Raw genomic sequence first — 18174 nt, forward strand, 5'->3', positions numbered from 1 at the left:
TTGCAGCATACATAATCCTACTACAATGTTTCCAAAAACAAACTTCACTCAAACCAAGGCTTACAATTATTTAAGTGACCACTTAGTAGAAATTGCCGATCAGCATTTGCGAAGCATGTTTAATAAAGATACGGAACGTTTCGCCAAATTTTCTATACAGTTTAACGACATTTTGGTTGATTACTCGAAAAACCGGATCACCGATAAAACAATGGCATTGCTTATCCAGTTGGCGAACGAATGCGGCTTAAAAGAGGCTATCGAAGCGATGTTTAATGGCGAAAAAATAAATGCTACAGAAAACAGGGCTGTTTTGCATACCGCCTTACGCAATCAAAGCAACACACCTGTTTTGGTTGACGGCAAAGATGTGATGCCAGACGTTAATAAGGTACTTGCGCATATGGAACAATTTTCGGAAGCCATCATATCAGGCGAATGGAAAGGTTACACAGGAAAGGAAATCACGGATATTGTAAATATTGGAATTGGTGGTTCCGACTTGGGCCCGGTTATGGTTACTGAAGCGTTAAAACCTTATAAAACCCGATTGAACGCTCATTTCGTTTCAAACGTTGATGGTACACATATCCACGAAACACTTAAGGGACTGAATCCTGAAACAACGTTATTCCTAATTGCTTCAAAGACTTTTACGACACAGGAAACTATGGCAAATGCTCATACCGCCCGTAATTGGTTTTTGGGCCATAACGGCAAGGAAGAAGATGTTGCCAAGCATTTTGCCGCATTATCCACCAATGAAAAAGCTGTTAAAGAGTTCGGCATAGATCCTAAAAACATGTTTGAATTCTGGGATTGGGTTGGCGGACGATATTCGTTATGGAGCGCAATCGGCTTGTCGATCTGTCTCTCGGTAGGATTTGACAGCTTTGCGGAACTGCTTTCCGGCGCACACGAAATGGACAATCACTTCAGAAATACTGAGTTCGAACAAAATATTCCGGTTATTCTCGGGCTGATCGGCGTTTGGTACAACAACTTTTTCGAAGCTGAAACAAACGCCATTTTACCTTACGACCAATACCTCCACCGCTTTGCGGCTTATTTTCAGCAGGGAGATATGGAAAGCAACGGAAAGCATGTGGATCGCAATGGTGAGATTGTTAACTATCAAACCGGACCAATTATATGGGGCGAACCGGGAACTAATGGACAGCATGCATTTTATCAGTTAATTCACCAGGGAACTAAATTAATTCCTTGCGATTTCATTGCGCCGGCACAAAGCCACAACCCGATCGGGCAACATCATACGTTCCTGCTGTCAAACTTCTTTGCACAAACCGAGGCCTTAATGAACGGTAAAACGATTGATGAAGTTGTCGAAGAATTGAAAGCTTCCGGAAAATCAGACGAAGAAATTGATAGCCTTGCGCCATTCAAGGAGTTTGAAGGTAACAGGCCGACAAATTCAATCCTAGTAAAGAAAATCACACCAAAAGTGCTCGGATCACTAATTGCCATGTACGAACACAAAATTTTCACACAAGGCGTAATCTGGAATATTTACAGTTTCGATCAGTGGGGAGTTGAATTAGGTAAGCAGCTTGCCGGAAACATTCTTCCTGAACTTAAGGGAAAAGAACCGGTTTCCGGTCATGATTCATCAACCAACGGGCTGATTAATCAATACAAAAACTGGAAAGAATAAAGTTAAATTAGAAAGGCGCCTAATCGGCGCCTTCTTTGTTATTTTGCTGCAGTCGCCTCTTTCGGTGTGACTTTGATTTCGAATAACTTATCCCATTTTTTTCCAGTTACAAACAAGCGCTTACCCACCTTGTCATACGCGATTCCGTTCAATACATCAGCATTGATATTTCTTTTTTCCAGTGGATACAGATCGCTCAAATCAATATTCCCTTCAACAGCTCCCGTTTTTGGATCGATGATCACGATGCGGTTAGTCTGCCAGATGTTTGCATAGATTTTCCCGTCGATCATTTCCATTTCGTTGAGTTGATTAACAGGTCCTTTATCATCATAAACATCAAGGTCGCCAACTTTTTGATAGGAGTCTTTATTTAAAATATGAATTTCGTTTGAGCCACCGTTTGTAAGAATTTGGTCTCCGTCAAAATACATTCCCCAGCCCTCGGCGCCGGCCTGGTAATTGAACTCGGATAGTTTTTTAAAGGTGTTTTTGTCATACACAAACCCAACATGTTCCTGGTATGTAAGCTGAATAATTTTATCGCCGATAATGGTGATACCCTCGCCAAAATATTTAGAATCGAGATCAATTTTTTTAATAGCTTTTCCGGTAGTTAAATCAACTTTTTGAAGGGTGGATTCGCCATATTCGCCAGTACTTTCATACAAAAACCCGTCATGGTATTCAAGGCCCTCGGTAAATGACGCGGTATCATGCGGAAAAATGTTAACGACCTTAAAAGAATATTCGACAGGCGCTTTTGATGCAACTACAACAATATTAGATCCTGCCTCTTCAGTTGTTCCGTCAGCGAAAACCTTCGCAGTAAGCAAATGATTGCCAAGCTTTAAATCAGTGGTTTTTAGATCGGCAGACGCCGTTTCGCCACTTGTTTTTCCAACCTTCGCCAAATCCATGAAATAAACAACTGAATCGGGCTTCTTCCCGGCAAGGTCCAGCTCGGCTTTAAATGTCGTATCGGCCTTTATAACGCTTCCCGCCTCGGGGCTGACAAAAGATACCGACAGGTTTTTATTCGTTTTGCATGCGGCCAATGAAAACAGAGCCGCTAAAGGAATTATAAATTTTCTATTCATTGTGTTTAATCAAACCAAAAGGCATCTTCAATGTGCCGCAATTTATAACTTCCGTTCTTATCAAACAAAATAGCGATAATGTCGAAACGGATCTCGCCTTGAAAATTCATCAGGTAAATGTATTCGTCTGCGGCCTGCCTCATCAGGCGTTGTTTGGAAGGGTTTACAAAATCTTCTGGCTGGCCGAATCCTGAGCTACTCCTTGTCTTAACTTCAATAAAGACGATCTTACTATCGCGATAGGCAATCAGGTCGACTTCAGCTTTTCCTGAAACCCAGTTCTCGTCCATAATTTCGTAGCCGGATGCCTCGATAAATTGTTTTGCTATGGCCTCGCCCGTTTGTCCGAAGATATTGTGCTGTGCCATTAAACAGATTCTATTTTACGATAACCGAACCCAGGAACCCGGAAATACCTTTTTCAACTTCTTTTACCCGAAGATATCGTTGCATCAAAATCATTTGGTTATCATTATCCGTTTCATGCTGAATTTCATTCCGGATATTTTGTAGAATGCGTTCAACCTTGCGTTTTTTCAGGTGGAAAATCCCTCCGAGGATGGTGGACCTTAGATTTTCCGATTCGTTTTTTACATAAATTTTCCGCTTGGCGTACCAGTTTTCGCTCAAAATGTATGGCGAAGAGATTAATGAGACGGCTAGATCAGCGATTTGCCTGTCTGAGTGCTTAATGAATTCCTGTTCGGAAGGCAACTCACCTTGTTCGAGACGCTTTTTGTATTCTTCAATAATGGCCTTACTTCCGGGATGATCAAATTCCACGTCACTCAAATTAGCAATGACATAAGGCGCTATGTAAGTATCAGTAATGCCATCCCAGTGAACGAGTTCATGTCCATAATTAAGGAGCAACCGAACAATTTCCTTTTCCTGGTTTTCATCGGTTGCGGCAGCTGTTTCATCAGCAAACAAGTCGGGTGGCGGCAACTCTTCTGGCGCTGACTGAACTTGCTGAGGTTCCTTTTTTTGTTTTCCTAACCTGATTTTATTTAACTCGGAAATTAGAGCGCGCTCATCGATCTGCATCAGCGAACTACATTCCCTGACGAACACCGAAGCTTTAATCTGATCAGGAATTTTGGCGATGCTTTCGACCACTTCACGAATTAAACCTGCCTTTTTAATCGGATCATTGCCTGCATCCTTTAATAGAATTGAGGTCTTATAAAGAATGAAATCCTTCTGGCTTTTATCGATGTACGTTTTGAAATCTGATGCTCCAACCAATTTAGCGTAAGAATCAGGATCGTGACCATCGGGAAACAGAACAACTTTTACATTAAGCCCTTCCTCCAAAATCATATCTAAGCCGCGCAACGAGGCCTTTATACCGGCCTGATCGCCATCATATAAAATCGTGATGTTCTTAGTAAAGCGGGCAATCAGCCTTATTTGTTCCGTTGTAAGCGAAGTTCCGGATGATGCTACGACGTTTTCAATGCCGGCCTGGTTAACAGAAAGCACATCGGCATAACCTTCAACCAGATAGCAGTTGTCTTCATCGCGAATGGATTTTTTAGCGAAAAACAAGCCATACAAAACGTTCGACTTATGATAAATTTCGCTTTCGGGCGAATTAACATATTTTGGAACGCTCTTTTCAGTTTTAAGCGTACGTCCGCCAAATCCAATCAGACGGCCTGTAAAACTATGTATCGGAAACATCACCCGGCCGCGGAAACGATCGTACAACTTGCCTTTATCGTTCCGGATAGCCAAACCAGTCTCCTCCAGGAACTGCTCCTTGTAACCTTCTTCAATCGCTTTGGCAGTTAAGGCATCCCATCCTTCCGGTGAATATCCTAATCCAAATTTCCTGATGATGTCTTCACGGAAACCGCGTTCACGAAAATAGCTAAGTCCTATCGACTGACCTTCCTGCGTGTCGAACATTGACTGCTGAAAAAATTTCGCCGCCCACTCGGAAATTATAAACAGGCTTTCGCGTTTGCTGTCGGCTATCTGCTGCTCAGGAGAAAGCTCCTTTTCCTCAACTTCAATATTGTACTTATTGGCAAGATATTTTAAAGCTTCCGGGTAGGAATACTTTTCATGCTCCATGATAAAGTTGACACTGTCGCCACCTTTACCACATCCGAAGCATTTGAAAATTCCCTTGTTTACAGAAACGTTGAATGAGGGTGTTTTTTCATTATGGAACGGGCATAAACCGATCAGACTGGTTCCACGCCGTTTCAAATGCACGAAATCGCCGACGACTTCCTCAATACGAGCAGCTTCTAAAATCTTGTCGACGGTTTCTTTTAAAATCATTTCTTAAAGTTAAATGCTGACCTGTTATTAACCAATAGAAATCATTTATATTGTTTTTGAAGCACCAAGAAGCTTGATCGCTCTTCTTTTTTAAACGGCACATTCCAGTTTCCCTGATAAGAAACTTTTGCCGGAACCAAGGTTTCGCTGTCACCAACATACTGCAGTTCGATGTTCATCTGGACGTCGAAATCAAACATCATATTACTATACTTCATGTCGACATAACGACCCAGTATCTGCATATTCCGTTTATCAAAGATTGTTGTCAGCTCTTTAATCATTATACCGTCTTTCGACCAACCTGAGAGGTCTTTTTTCTCGGTTACCTTAAACCGATAAACCGGTATCGAATCGAGATAAGTGCCGGAATAAAAGTTGTAATCATAATATTGCCGCATATTAGCGCTGAATATCTCCGTCTTACTTCCGATAAATGGAATGCCAGGAACCGGTCGCCCCGGACTGAAAATGAGCGTTTTTAACTTGTCTTTATATGATTCGTTGCTTCCACCACCGACGGGAGATTTTCCACCCTCGATATAATTCGATTTATAGGCATTCATGAAAACGTAATCGAACATTTCCATGGTATATAGCTGGTATTTGCCGTTCTTCTTAAATAAATTCCCGCTGTCTCTTTTTGCCAGGAACTGAATTTTATCACCTTTGTCGTGATGAATCAATTTTCGGTAAAGCTTACCGATTACTTTGTTTTTCTTATCGTAAGTGTAAAACTGATTCTCGGCAACGAAGTCGTATTTTTTCATTTGCCGGAAAGCTTCGTAGAAACTGGTATCCTGGATAATTTCCTGGATAAACATTTCGGAGCTTAGCTTTTTGGCTTTGATATTAATGGCCGAGTCAATTACGACCGTTAAAACTGTATCGGGATTAAATCTCGGAATCTGCTGCGCAAATCCGTTGACAAAGAAAAGAAGGAAAACTGCCAGAGAGAAAATCCTGGTAAAACAACGTGGTTTTATCATTCGCTATAAACGCTCGTTTTTAAACTTAATTACCTAATCGTTTCAAGGCAATATAAGCCATCAAACCAGTCGACGTTTCCAGCGCCTTTTCATCAATATCGAATGTTGGAGTATGTACAGAAGAAGTGATGCCGCGTTCCTCGTTCCTGATACCAAGGCGATAAAAACATGCATCGGCAACCTGCGAGTAATAGGCAAAATCTTCGGCTGCCATCCATATATCCAGGTCTAATACGTTTTCTTCACCCAGATAATCTTCGGCAAAACCGCGAACCTGATTGGTAAGATTTTCTTCGTTAATTAAAAATGGATAACCATTCATGATGTTAAAGTCACAGCTTCCGCCCATGCTTTCGGCTATGCCTTCAGCCATTTTCTTCATCCGCTTATGCGCTTCTGCACGCCAGGTTTCGTCAAGCGTCCGGAATGTGCCTTCCATATAAACTTCATTCGGAATCACATTCGTCGCTCCGTTGGCAATTACCTTTCCGAATGATAAAACTGACGGAAGTTTAGGATCAGCTATGCGGCTGACTATTTGTTGCAGGGCTACAATGATATGCGCTGTAATAACAACCGGATCAATATTTTGCTGAGGTTGCGCGCCGTGCCCACCTTTGCCTTTAACCGTTACATAAAGTTCATCTGTAGAAGCCATGTATTTACCTGCACGGAAGCCGACTTTTCCAGCATCAATAAGTGGCATTACATGTTGGCCGATTACGGCATTGGGCTTCGGATTTTCCAGCACGCCTTCCTTTATCATTAAGCTAGCACCTCCGGGTAATTTTTCCTCAGCGGGCTGAAAAAGTAACTTGACCGTTCCGCCAAACTGTGATTTCACCTTACTTAAAATTAAAGCGGCGCCGAGTAACGATGATGTATGGACATCATGTCCGCATGCATGCATCACACCTTCATTTTTTGATTTGTAAGGAACATCATTTGCTTCGAGAATCGGCAACGCATCCATGTCGCCCCGCAAAGCGATAACAGAATCCGATGGCTTATCGCCTTTAATTATCGCCAGAATTCCCGTGTCAGCTTTCGCTTCGTAGGAGATTCCAAGCTTATCGAGTTCAGATTTCACGAACTTTGAAGTTTCATATTCATGGAATGACAGCTCGGGATTTGCGTGCAAATGTCGGCGGATAGCAATAACTTCTTCCTGAATTTGAGAAGCCAGTTGCTTTACTTTTTCTTTAAGCATAATGTTCGGAACAAAAATCGCTGCCAATCTACGGATAATGAGCCGGAGGCGAAGCGATTAATTGATGTGTTTTTGAATAAGCTCGATCAGTTGATCTATCTCAAAAGGTTTTGACAAATAAGCGTCTACGCCAACTTCCTGAGCGATCTGCTCTATATCGCGATTAGCGGAGACGATGAGAATAGGAATGTTTTTAGTTTGCTCCTGGCTTTTTAGATGGCGGCAAATCTCGCGGCCATCTTTTCCAAGCATCCAGATGTCGATCATGTACAAATCTGGCAATGCCCCGGAAGTGCTCAATAAGGTTTCACCCGTTGATGTTTCCACTTCATAACCGGCATCTTCCAGAATAATAGACACAACTTCCAGTATTGCCGGATCATCGTCAGCAACAAGGATCTTTTTGCCCTTAATTTTCACTTCCTGTATACTCATCAATTGCCTAAGCAATATTGCTTTCTATTAACTTATAGGATAAAGCAGTTATATCAAATATGAGAAAAAATTATGTCAAAAACAATGTAACTTGTTTGATATGTTAAACTAAGCCAACTCCATGGCAATTTTTATACTTCTTACCACTTCCACACGGGCAAGGGTCGTTTCTTCCGATTTTGTTCTCAACCCGTACAGGCTGCGTCTTTTGAATTTCACGTGTATCTTCAACAGGAGCTCCATTAGTAGCATGTGCAAGCTCTGGTTTTGAAACCTTCAACTTACTAAGATCCTGCTGTGGTTGAGGTTTGGCTTCACGCACTTCTTCTGCTTGTTGATTTGGAATTCCGCCTTTAAACAGAAAGCTTACAACGTCTTTATTCACCGTTGCCAGCATTTGTTTAAACAATTCAAACGCCTCAATCTTGTAAACGATAAGCGGATCTTTTTGCTCGTAAACGGCGTTTTGAACTGACTGTTTCAATTCATCCATTTCGCGCAAATGCTCTTTCCAGGCTTCGTCGATCAGCGCAAGTATCACTGTCTTTTCGAAAGTCTTAAATACTTCGCGACCCTCTGTTTCTACAGCTTTTTTAAGATTTGCAGCAACCTGGATGCCGCGAATGCCGTCTGTAAACGGTACAACGATCTGTTCGATATATTCGCCGCGTTCGTGCAGCACATCTTTCAGCACTGGCAACGTTTGACGGGCAATAGCTTCGGATTTACGATGGTAAAATTCTGTAACCTCGTGAAATAGCTTGTCGGTAAGTTTAACGACTGATGAGCTGTTAAACTCGTCTTCTGCTATTTCCGGATCAACCGAGAACAACCTGATTACTTCTAACTGGAAGCCTTCGAAGTTCGCTTCTGTTTTATACTCAGTTACAACGTCTTCAACAACATCGAAAATTGTGTTGTTCAAATCAACGTCGAGGCGCTCTCCGAATAAAGCATTCTTACGTTTCGCGTAAATCACCGTACGCTGAGAGTTCATTACGTCATCATATTCGAGCAAACGCTTACGAATACCAAAGTTATTTTCCTCAACTTTCTTCTGTGCACGTTCAATCGATTTCGTGATCATCGAGTGCTGAATTACTTCACCCTCCTCGATGCCCATGCGAACCATAATATTGGCGATACGTTCAGATCCGAACAAGCGCATCAGATCATCTTCAAGCGACACAAAGAACTGGGAAGAACCCGGATCTCCCTGCCGTCCGGCACGTCCGCGCAACTGGCGGTCAACACGCCGCGATTCATGTCTTTCTGTACCAACGATTGCCAAACCTCCGGCTTCTTTTACTCCGGCACCCAGCTTAATGTCAGTACCCCGACCAGCCATGTTTGTGGCGATCGTTACTGTTCCTGACTGACCTGCTTCCGCAACAATATCTGCTTCCTTCTGGTGAAGTTTAGCATTTAAAACGTTATGCTTGATTCCGCGAAGCTTAAGCATACGGCTCAATAATTCGGATATTTCAACTGAAGTTGTACCAACCAGAACCGGGCGTCCGGCTTGGGTGAGCTTAACGATTTCATCAGCAACAGCATTATATTTTTCGCGCATGGTTCTGTAAACCATGTCTTCCATATCCTTACGCTGTGTCTGAACGTTGGTTGGAATTTCAACAACGTCAAGTTTATATATTTCCCAAAGTTCACCGGCTTCGGTAGTCGCCGTACCGGTCATACCGGCAAGCTTATGATACATTCTGAAATAGTTCTGAAGCGTGATAGTCGCATAAGTTTGAGTTGCATCCTCAACTTTTACATTCTCCTTCGCTTCGATCGCCTGGTGCAAACCATCCGAATAACGGCGGCCTTCCATGATACGGCCGGTTTGCTCATCTACGATCTTTACTTTTCCTTCGTCGATAATGTATTCAACGTCCTTTTCAAAAAGCGTGTAAGCTTTAAGCAACTGGTTTACCGAATGGATACGCTCAGATTTAATTGAAAAATCACGCATTAATTCGTCTTTCTTCGCAATCTTTTCATCAGTGCTTAACGAAGATTTTTCTAATTCAGCGATTTCAGTACCAACGTCGGGCATTACAAAGAAATGAGGATCTTCTCCAGACGCAGTGATCAGCTCAATACCTTTTTCTGTAAGCTCAACCTGGTTATTTTTTTCGTCGATAACAAAGAATAGCTCTTCATCAACTTTTGGCATTTCCTTGCTTTGATCCTGCATATAGTAATTCTCATTTTTCGTAAGAATTTGCTTTACGCCAGTTTCACTTAGGAATTTTATTAAGGCTTTATTTTTTGGCAAACCACGGTGTGCTCTTAATAAAGCCAGACCGCCTTCGTTAGGGCCGGATTTACCGTCGTTAATTTGCTTCTTTGCTTCATTTAGAACTCCGGTTATGAAATTCTTCTGCGCAGTTACCAATCGTTCGATGCGCGGCTTAAGCTCATAAAATTCGTGTTCGTCTCCTTTTGGAATCGGACCAGAAATAATCAGCGGCGTACGTGCGTCGTCAACCAACACTGAGTCAACCTCATCCACCATTGCGAAATGCAATTTACGCTGCACCAGGTGCTCAGGCGACTGAGTCATATTGTCACGCAGGTAGTCAAATCCGAACTCGTTGTTTGTTCCAAATGTAATATCTGCCAGATAAGCTTTACGACGAGCCTCTGAATTCGGCTCATGTTTATCGATACAATCAACGCTTAATCCATGGAATTCGAACAACGGGCCATTCCACTCCGAGTCACGACGTGCAAGATAGTCGTTCACCGTTACGATATGGACACCCTGGCCGGAAAGTGCATTTAAATATGCAGGAAGTGTACCCACTAAAGTTTTACCCTCACCGGTTGCCATTTCGGAAATTTTACCCTGGTGTAAAACCGCACCACCGATTAACTGAACATCGTAATGAACCATGTTCCAGGTAACTTCTGTACCGGCGGCAAGCCATGTATTATGGTGAATAGCCTTATCGCCGTTGATAATAACGTTTGGCTTTCTTGCCGCAAGTTCACGGTCAAATGAAGAAGCTGTAACTTCAATCGCTTTATTTTCACTGAAACGACGGGCCGTTTCTTTCACCACCGCAAACGCTTCGGGTAAAATGGCCAATAAAACCGTTTCAAGTTCTTTATCGCGATCTTTTCCTAATTTATCTATCTGATCGTAAAGCTCAGTTTTTTCGTGGATATCCATATCCGGCGTTTCAGCCTTTGATTTCAAGTCTGAAATTTCCGAATCGATTTCAGCAAGCGCTTCTTTAATCCTCGTTTTAAAATCTATGGTTTTTGCGCGAAGTTCATCATGAGATAATGATGATAACTTGGCATACTCTTCTTTCGTTTTTTCAACCAGCGGCTGAATTATTTTTATATCTCGTTCCGACTTACTTCCGAATAATTTACTTAAAAAACCTAACATGTTAATTGGTTAAAATAAAACCCTACTTACTCAACAATTAAGCCATGGGAATACCATAAGCCAAATTGACACAAACGCGGCGCAAAGCTAAGAAAAATTATAAGGACTTATTACAAGAACACCTCTAGCGAGGGACCTGACTGAACAAAATGTCATTAAATAAAGAAGCCGGCTTAATAGCCGGCTTACTAATCGATAAGTTATTAACTTATTTTGAATAGGGAAAATTACGAGAGACTTTTCTCATCATGTGCTCAACTAAATCATCAGATGATGTGGTAATATTATCGTCCAGTGTTTTGAAGAATCTCCAAAGCAGGTCTCCGGTAGCACCATCATTTAATGTAAGAGTAAGTGTGCCCGTTCCTGTTTTGCCTCCAAAACCTCCCATAATAATAGTGGAAGCGATTGCGCCAGCTTCTGATTTCGTTTGTTCGACCTCATACTTTCCTCCGAGAACAGCGTCTACTCCAAGTATTTTAGCAAGCTCGTCTTTAGTCATCTCATCTAACTTATCTACTATCCCTGCCTTTTTTAACAAAATGTTTGTCTTATCTACATCTTGTATTTGCACACGATAGTCATCTCTTTTTCTCAACAAAAAAGTATAGAGGCTGGATTGTATTGATTTAGACAAAGTTTTTTCCTGATCCCGGTTAGCCTCAGCACTGAAGTTTTTAGGTTGCTTTTTGTAAGTAATCTTGGCATCGAAAGGAATGATTGCTACTAATTTTTGTTTAGAAACTGCTTCTTTTAAATTTGGACTTTCAAAGGTTTGCTTTTGAGCTTTTGCATAAAATGAAAACAATACAAAAGATAATAATAGAAATTTTTTCATTGTGTTGTGATATGGTTTAAGCGGCTAAACTAAATAAATCTATAAAACAAAAAAATACCTTTTAAAGATTATCTCATTTCATGCCACATCTTCTGAATGTTCTATCTTTGCCTCATGAATATCCTGTTACTTGGTTCGGGCGGGCGTGAAAGCGCATTCGCGTGGAAACTATCCCAAAGTGAAAAATGCTCGCAATTGTTTATCGCACCGGGCAATGCCGGTACATCTGCGTTTGGCAAGAATGTAAATATAAAAGCTACCGACTTCGCAGCTATAAAAACATTTGCGCTTAATAACGATATCAACCTGATTTTGGTAGGTCCTGAAGAACCCCTTGTAAGAGGTATTCACGACTTCTTTCTTGAGGATGAAGAAATACAACACATACCGGTAATAGGGCCACAAAAACTTGGCGCCACGCTCGAAGGAAGCAAAGATTTTTCGAAAGAATTTATGCTGCGCCATCAAATACCGACGGCCTCTTACAAATCATTTACCAGGGGAACTCTTAGCCAGGGAATTGAATATTTGGAAAATCATTCCTTACCTGTTGTATTAAAAGCCGACGGCCTGGCCGCTGGCAAAGGCGTATTAATTTGCCAAAGTCTTGACGAAGCGCAAACGGAATTAAAAGCAATGCTTGAAGATTCTAAATTTGGCGAAGCCAGCAATACTGTTGTCATTGAGCAGTTCCTAAAAGGAATTGAGCTTTCTGTTTTTGTGCTGACAGATGGAAAATCCTATAAAATTTTACCTGAAGCAAAAGACTACAAACGCATCGGCGAAGGCGATACCGGGCTAAATACTGGTGGAATGGGCTCTATTTCACCTGTTCCTTTCGCGGATGAAGCTTTCATGAAAAAGGTAGAAGAACGGATTGTTATACCCACGATAAACGGTTTAAAAAAGGATGAAATTCCTTATAAAGGTTTCATTTTTATCGGGCTGATGAATGATGCCGGCGAGCCGCATGTTATCGAGTATAACGTCCGCATGGGCGACCCGGAGACCGAGAGCGTTATGCCTCGTATTGAATCCGATTTTGTTGAGCTGCTCGAAGCAGTCGCCAACGAAACATTGGATCAGCTCGAATTGAAAATATCAGACAAAACTGCAGCCACCATTATGCTGGTAGCAGGTGGATACCCCGGCGAGTATTTGAAGGGCAAAACCATAACAGGCCTGGAAAATGTTCATGAATCGTTTTTATTTCATGCCGGAACGGAATCCGAAAACGGAATCGTTAAAACAGCCGGCGGAAGAGTACTAGCGGTGACATCTTTACAGGATACCATGTTTAATGCTGTCCAGCAGGCTGTCGCCGATGCCGGCAGAATCTATTTCGACGCCCGATACTTTAGAAATGATATCGGATTTGATTTACTGTAACTCTTAAACAAGAAAAGCCGGCTATCCACCGGCTTTTCTTGTTAGCAATATTATCTTTCTACATATTCTTTGTCACCTCTTCCAGCTTGGCCTCCAATTCCTCGCCGCGAAGGTTTTTTCCAATTATCTTACCTGCTGGATCGATAAGGTAATTCTGAGGAATTGAACGGACCCCATACATTACCGCTACTTCATTATTCCAGAATTTCAGGTCTGATACCTGAGTCCAGGCGAGGCCATCATCTTTAATGGCTTTCAGCCAGGCTTCTTTGCCGTTCGGCCTGTCAAGCGATATACCCAGAACAGTGAAATTTTTGTCCTTAAATCGGTTATAAGCTTTCACCACGTTAGGATTTTCCTGTCGGCAAGGTCCGCACCAGGATGCCCAAAAATCGACCAGAACATATTTGCCTTTGAAATCTGAAAGTTTTACAGGCTTTCCATTACTATCGTTCTGAGTAAAATCCATTGCTACCGCTCCTACTCCTGTTTTTGCTTCAGCGTCAATTAACGTTGCAAACTGCTTACCTAAATCCGTTGACTTAAGATCGGCGGACAAGCTTTTAAATAACGGACCAATTTCGGCAACATCTGGCTGGCCGCCGGCAATACTAGCTAAGGCAACAAGGCTTACATAGCTAGACGGATTTTTTTGAATAAACGCTTTTGACGATGCCTTTAGCTGATCGACCGCTTCATTATAACGCTTTTCCAGTTTATCAGAAAATTCTTTCGACTGCTTTTGCTCCGGAGTCGCACTCATATACTCCTGGTTAATCGCCTGGATTTTAGCAGTTGCAGGCTTTAACAAAGCCTGGTATTGCTGCCCGTCTTCGTTAACTTTAGTACCTGAAATTTTTGCGTTCAACAATGAATCAGCCGATGTTACAGACGTGGTACCATTAGCAAGATATACTGAAAGCACGTCTTGCTTAGCTTTTCTATCCAGATTAGCTATACCGACACCTTTATAATCGACCACTAAAGCAGCCTGAGTAATATTTTGAACAGTTCCCTTAAACTCAAAAGACCCATCTTTTAATAATGCCGAATCAACTTGGCGTTCGCCACTTTCGCTATAGGTCAGAAAAAGCTTCGACGGAGAATTTAGCTTTCCGACCTTACCCTTAAGAACGTAGTTCTGCTGGGCCAGCAAAACAGATGGAACGAGCACTAAGGCAGGAACTAATACTTTGAAAACATTCATAAACACATTGAAATTTACACGAAGTTACACTAATTTTTGATACGTACGCCACCACAAATCCGGCATCTCACCTGACACGGCGACCTGATAATCTTCATATTGGCAGGGCACCAAATGGAATCGCTCGTTTTTTGACACACCCACCGGGTAAGGTACCTGCATCCACCATCGATCCGATTTTTTGCTCTTTACAAACACCAGTTCATGCTGGTTATTTTTTAGTGATGTTTTATAAATAAGATACTGCGACTTAGGCTGCAGCGGAAAGTCTTTCTTCCTATTATAGTAACCGTCTGTCAGGTACCAAAGCATTTGTGCGAGCAATGTCGCCGTTTGCCCGTTTTGATCAAATGCCGGATTAAATTCATAGAGGCCAATAGAGGACAATTTATCGCTCATGCCGGCATAACGCATTATTTGACAGGCTTCTTCGCCATAAAAACCATTCGGTGTCGCATTGCCGTTCGCACAAGCATCCGAAGAACGGATGGCCGATATATCGAAACTGATCAGGTTGGCATTTCGGATGATTGGCTCCGCAATGTGAACTTTTCCGCTAAAATCCCCAAGCCTGTGAACGTCAAAATACAACTTCTCCATTACCCGGAGGCTGTCCTGGTTAACGAAATAAGTTTGATAACCGATATTACTGTAATTAAACAAGTAGTTAGGCTGATGCAGAAATATTTTATTCAGGTAATTTCCAGATGTCGCCTCAATTGAGTCTTCATCGGTTTCATCGAGATCAAAATGCGAATCAATAACTACCAGGTCGACTTTCTGCTCCAGCTTTTCATATGCCAGGTATTGCGCATAGGTGATATCCTGGCCTCCACCTAAAATGACGGGCATGATATTTTTTCTTACTAGGTCTGAAACCACAAGTTTCACAGCCGCATACGTATCCGACACCTTTTCGCCGGCTTTTATATTTCCGAGGTCTGCAATTTTTACCTGGTAAGGCCCGGAATACAATGAATAGAATTTTTCACGGATATAATCAGGACTCAGTGCACAACCCTGGTTATTTTGAGCATGCCGGTCGTCGAGTATTCCTATTAACGCTATGTCCGGTGTCTGACCTTCGATATCCGGAAAACTGGCACTATGTATATCAATTAAATTACCTAACTGGCTTGAATAAAAGCCTGCTTTGGGAGTTAGTTTATCCAGATTAACCGGACTAAAGAAATCTGCTAACGACATGTATTTGTTTTAATTTGCCGGCAACATTTCACCCTCCGGCAAGCTCATCTTTTGCACCAAATATCCACTTTAAAAATTTACTTTTGAAAGCATTTTAAAATTCCATGGTTTTAGTTACCGGAGGTACAGGATTTCTTGGTTCAGAATTAATTAGCCAGTTGCTGAAAAAAGGCTATCCTATCCGTGCCATCAAAAGAAACACCTCACAAATCCCAGCATCGCTTTCCGAAAAGAATATCGAATGGCTGGACGCAGACATACTGGATTACGATTCGCTGGCACTTGCCCTTGACGGTATTGACAAGATATACCATTGTGCGGCTTTTATCTCGTTTGATCCTTCAGACAAAAAAAAACTGGTTAAAATTAACGCAACCGGAACCGCAAACATAGTAAATGCCTGCCTCGAGCATGGACAGGTAAAGCTCGTCCATGTCAGTTCGATAGCCGCTATTAGCGATGGAAAACCTGGTCAGTTGATAACCGAAAACGATTATTGGGAATTTAATAATAGTCAAAACGCTTACGCCATTTCAAAATACGAAGCCGAAATGGAAGTCTGGCGCGGCATCGCCGAAGGCTTAAACGCGGTGATTGTAAATCCGTCATTGATAATTGGAAGCGCTGCGGGAGAAAAGGGAAGTGGGCAGCTTTTCACGACAGTACGTGACGGCCTCAAATTTTATACTGATGGCTCGTGCGGATTGGTGGACGTGGAAGATGTTGCGTCAATCATGATAAGCTTAATGGAAAGTGACGTTACCTCCGAACGCTTTATCGTGAATTCTGAAAATTTATCCTACAAGGAACTTTTCTCGGAAACGGCGCGTGGATTTTCTATGAAGCCGCCGCCTATCGAAGCTAAGCCCTGGATGCTTGGCCTGGCCTGGCGCTTCTCGAAGCTGACCTCTCTGCTGTCCGGCAAAACGCTTGGCCTAACCAAAGACACTGCCCGAAGCGCTTTTAAACATCAGAATTATTCAAATGCTAAAATCAAGTCGGCTTTGCCGGGCTTTGAATTCAAACCTTTGTCACGCTCCATCAAGGAAATATGCGCAACTTTGCAACCGAAAAAATAACCGCTTAACGTGAAGAACTACTATATCATTGATTTTGACAGCACTTTCACTCAAGTAGAAGCTCTTGATGAGTTAGCCAGGATTTCGCTAAAAAAACATCCTCAGCGCGATGAAATCTATAAAAAAATTGAAGATTTAACTAACGCAGCAATGGAGGGCAAGCTCTCTTTTCGCGAAAGTTTGACTGGCCGCGTTCAATTACTCGATGCAACCCGCGAGCACCTTGATCTTTTGGTTAAACATCTTAAGAAAAAAGTTTCCGCTTCGTTTTCGCGCAATAAAACATTCTTCAAAAAACATGCTGACGATGTGTTGATCGTCTCGGGTGGTTTTAAAGAATTCATCACGCCGGTGGTACTCGACTATCATATCAAAAAGGAAAATATTTATGCCAATACCTTTGTTTTTAACGACGAAGGCAAAATAATAGGCTACGATGACAGCAATCCACTTTCTCAGGAAGGCGGAAAGGTTAAGCTATTAAAGGAGCTTCAGCTTCCCGGTGACATTTACGGCATCGGCGACGGACATTCGGATTTCCAGCTGAAGGAATTTGGAATGATCAAAAAATTTTTCGCTTATACTGAAAACATTGAGCGTAAAACAGTGGCGGCAAAAGCGGATCATGTTACCCCGAGTTTTGACGAGTTCCTGTATCTTAATAATTTGCCGCGCGCGATTTCCTATCCCAAAAACCGCATTCTTTGCCTGCTGATCGGCGATGTTTCGGAGCAAGCAATCCAGATTTTAAAACGCGATGGCTTCTCTATTCGTCATAAACAGTCATTTGAAGAGAAATATGTGGCTGATGCTGGCATGATAATCCTTGCGAATGGAGAGATCATCACAGATGACCAGCTGCAACGGGCCGCTAAACTTAAAACGATTGGTTATTTAGGTAACAGCCGTAATAAGTTTTCGCATGAATTATGTACAAAACAAGGCATCGTCGTTTTCGATGATACAAAAAACAACCCGAGAAACACGGAATTTATTCCGAAACGTGTAGCTTCTTTCATCAACAATGGGGATACTTATCTAAGCTGCAACTTTCCCAACCTGCAGCTTCCAAAAGTGGACAATGCACACCGGCTTATCCATATTCATCAGAACGTACCGGGAATTATGGCGAAGATCAACCAGGTATTCGCAAAAAATAATATCAATATTGTCAGTCAGTTTTTGATGACAAATTCGTTCATCGGATATGCAATTACTGATGTAAATACGGAATATGACAAGCAAATTTTAAAGGAGCTGAAGCAAATAGAACACACGGTGAAATTCAGGATTTTATATTAATAAATGCCTCTAATTGCATCAAATCTTCTATTTTTGTAATTCC

Annotated in this window: 14 protein-coding genes; 4 read left to right on the forward strand and 10 right to left on the reverse strand. The window is 42.0% G+C overall.

All coding sequences use genetic code 11. The features are described 5' to 3' along the window. Positions 1–25: 25 nt before the first annotated feature. Positions 26–1675, forward strand: coding sequence for a glucose-6-phosphate isomerase (pgi, locus tag GS399_RS00390; protein ID WP_160842527.1), 1650 nt, complete (start codon positions 26–28; stop codon positions 1673–1675). A gap of 38 nt (positions 1676–1713) precedes the next feature. On the opposite strand, the gene GS399_RS00395 is transcribed toward pgi, so the two are convergent. The 8 genes from GS399_RS00395 to GS399_RS00430 all read right to left on the reverse strand — a co-directional run bounded on the left by GS399_RS00395 (position 1714) and on the right by GS399_RS00430 (position 11948). Further along, positions 1714–2775: a glutaminyl-peptide cyclotransferase gene (locus tag GS399_RS00395; protein WP_160842528.1), complete on the reverse strand. Its 1062-nt coding sequence runs from the start codon at positions 2773–2775 to the stop codon at positions 1714–1716. A gap of 5 nt (positions 2776–2780) precedes the next feature. Beyond that, positions 2781–3143 (reverse strand): YraN family protein, encoded by a 363-nt coding sequence (locus GS399_RS00400; protein ID WP_160842529.1) that lies wholly within the window; start codon positions 3141–3143, stop codon positions 2781–2783. A gap of 10 nt (positions 3144–3153) precedes the next feature. Next, positions 3154–5070: a DNA primase gene (gene dnaG / locus GS399_RS00405; protein ID WP_160842530.1), complete on the reverse strand. Its 1917-nt coding sequence runs from the start codon at positions 5068–5070 to the stop codon at positions 3154–3156. A 41-nt stretch (positions 5071–5111) separates the two neighbouring features. After that, a complete protein-coding gene (locus tag GS399_RS00410; protein WP_237487830.1) occupies positions 5112–6059 on the reverse strand; it encodes a hypothetical protein in 948 nt (315 codons plus the stop codon). 25 nt (positions 6060–6084) lie between these two features. Continuing rightward, positions 6085–7269 (reverse strand): M20 metallopeptidase family protein, encoded by a 1185-nt coding sequence (locus GS399_RS00415; protein ID WP_160842531.1) that lies wholly within the window; start codon positions 7267–7269, stop codon positions 6085–6087. 57 nt (positions 7270–7326) lie between these two features. After that, positions 7327–7704 (reverse strand): response regulator, encoded by a 378-nt coding sequence (locus tag GS399_RS00420; protein ID WP_160842532.1) that lies wholly within the window; start codon positions 7702–7704, stop codon positions 7327–7329. A 103-nt stretch (positions 7705–7807) separates the two neighbouring features. Further along, entirely contained in the window at positions 7808–11110 is a 3303-nt protein-coding gene (gene secA, locus GS399_RS00425) for a preprotein translocase subunit SecA (RefSeq protein ID WP_160842533.1), read from the reverse strand. A gap of 208 nt (positions 11111–11318) precedes the next feature. Beyond that, positions 11319–11948 (reverse strand): hypothetical protein, encoded by a 630-nt coding sequence (locus tag GS399_RS00430; RefSeq protein WP_160842534.1) that lies wholly within the window; start codon positions 11946–11948, stop codon positions 11319–11321. A 114-nt stretch (positions 11949–12062) separates the two neighbouring features. On the opposite strand from GS399_RS00430, the gene purD reads away from it, so the two are divergent. Beyond that, positions 12063–13337: a phosphoribosylamine--glycine ligase gene (gene purD / locus GS399_RS00435; protein ID WP_160842535.1), complete on the forward strand. Its 1275-nt coding sequence runs from the start codon at positions 12063–12065 to the stop codon at positions 13335–13337. Positions 13338–13395: 58 nt separating this feature from the next. Here the strand turns inward: purD and GS399_RS00440 are convergent, their stop codons facing one another. Both GS399_RS00440 and GS399_RS00445 read right to left on the reverse strand, forming a co-directional pair. After that, on the reverse strand, positions 13396–14544 hold the full coding sequence (locus GS399_RS00440; RefSeq protein ID WP_160842536.1) for a TlpA disulfide reductase family protein: 1149 nt from the start codon (positions 14542–14544) through the stop codon (positions 13396–13398). Between the two features lie 24 nt (positions 14545–14568). Further along, the gene (locus GS399_RS00445) at positions 14569–15750 is read right to left on the reverse strand and encodes a formimidoylglutamase (RefSeq protein ID WP_160842537.1); all 1182 of its coding nucleotides are present in this window, start codon (positions 15748–15750) and stop codon (positions 14569–14571) included. A 104-nt stretch (positions 15751–15854) separates the two neighbouring features. On the opposite strand from GS399_RS00445, the gene GS399_RS00450 reads away from it, so the two are divergent. Both GS399_RS00450 and GS399_RS00455 read left to right on the forward strand, forming a co-directional pair. Further along, the gene (locus GS399_RS00450; RefSeq protein WP_160842538.1) at positions 15855–16829 is read left to right on the forward strand and encodes an NAD-dependent epimerase/dehydratase family protein; all 975 of its coding nucleotides are present in this window, start codon (positions 15855–15857) and stop codon (positions 16827–16829) included. Between the two features lie 9 nt (positions 16830–16838). Further along, entirely contained in the window at positions 16839–18131 is a 1293-nt protein-coding gene (locus GS399_RS00455; protein WP_160842539.1) for an HAD-IB family phosphatase, read from the forward strand. Positions 18132–18174: the final 43 nt, after the last annotated feature.

The sequence above is a fragment of the Hufsiella arboris genome (assembly GCF_009834875.1).
GTDB classification, from domain to species: Bacteria; Bacteroidota; Bacteroidia; order Sphingobacteriales; family Sphingobacteriaceae; genus Hufsiella_A; species Hufsiella_A arboris.

Excerpts from the sequence above, each read along its gene's own strand:
- GS399_RS00415 (WP_160842531.1), bottom strand. The coding sequence starts at position 7,269 with ATGCTTAAAGAAAAAGTAAAGCAACTGGCTTCTCAAATTCAGGAAGAA.
- GS399_RS00400 (WP_160842529.1), bottom strand. The coding sequence starts at position 3,143 with ATGGCACAGCACAATATCTTCGGACAAACGGGCGAGGCCATAGCAAAA.
- GS399_RS00430 (WP_160842534.1), bottom strand. The coding sequence starts at position 11,948 with ATGAAAAAATTTCTATTATTATCTTTTGTATTGTTTTCATTTTATGCA.
- dnaG (WP_160842530.1), bottom strand. The coding sequence starts at position 5,070 with ATGATTTTAAAAGAAACCGTCGACAAGATTTTAGAAGCTGCTCGTATT.
- purD (WP_160842535.1), top strand. The coding sequence starts at position 12,063 with ATGAATATCCTGTTACTTGGTTCGGGCGGGCGTGAAAGCGCATTCGCG.
- GS399_RS00445 (WP_160842537.1), bottom strand. The coding sequence starts at position 15,750 with ATGTCGTTAGCAGATTTCTTTAGTCCGGTTAATCTGGATAAACTAACT.
- GS399_RS00420 (WP_160842532.1), bottom strand. The coding sequence starts at position 7,704 with ATGAGTATACAGGAAGTGAAAATTAAGGGCAAAAAGATCCTTGTTGCT.
- secA (WP_160842533.1), bottom strand. The coding sequence starts at position 11,110 with ATGTTAGGTTTTTTAAGTAAATTATTCGGAAGTAAGTCGGAACGAGAT.
- GS399_RS00410 (WP_237487830.1), bottom strand. The coding sequence starts at position 6,059 with ATGATAAAACCACGTTGTTTTACCAGGATTTTCTCTCTGGCAGTTTTC.
- GS399_RS00395 (WP_160842528.1), bottom strand. The coding sequence starts at position 2,775 with ATGAATAGAAAATTTATAATTCCTTTAGCGGCTCTGTTTTCATTGGCC.
- GS399_RS00440 (WP_160842536.1), bottom strand. The coding sequence starts at position 14,544 with ATGAATGTTTTCAAAGTATTAGTTCCTGCCTTAGTGCTCGTTCCATCT.
- GS399_RS00450 (WP_160842538.1), top strand. The coding sequence starts at position 15,855 with ATGGTTTTAGTTACCGGAGGTACAGGATTTCTTGGTTCAGAATTAATT.
- pgi (WP_160842527.1), top strand. The coding sequence starts at position 26 with ATGTTTCCAAAAACAAACTTCACTCAAACCAAGGCTTACAATTATTTA.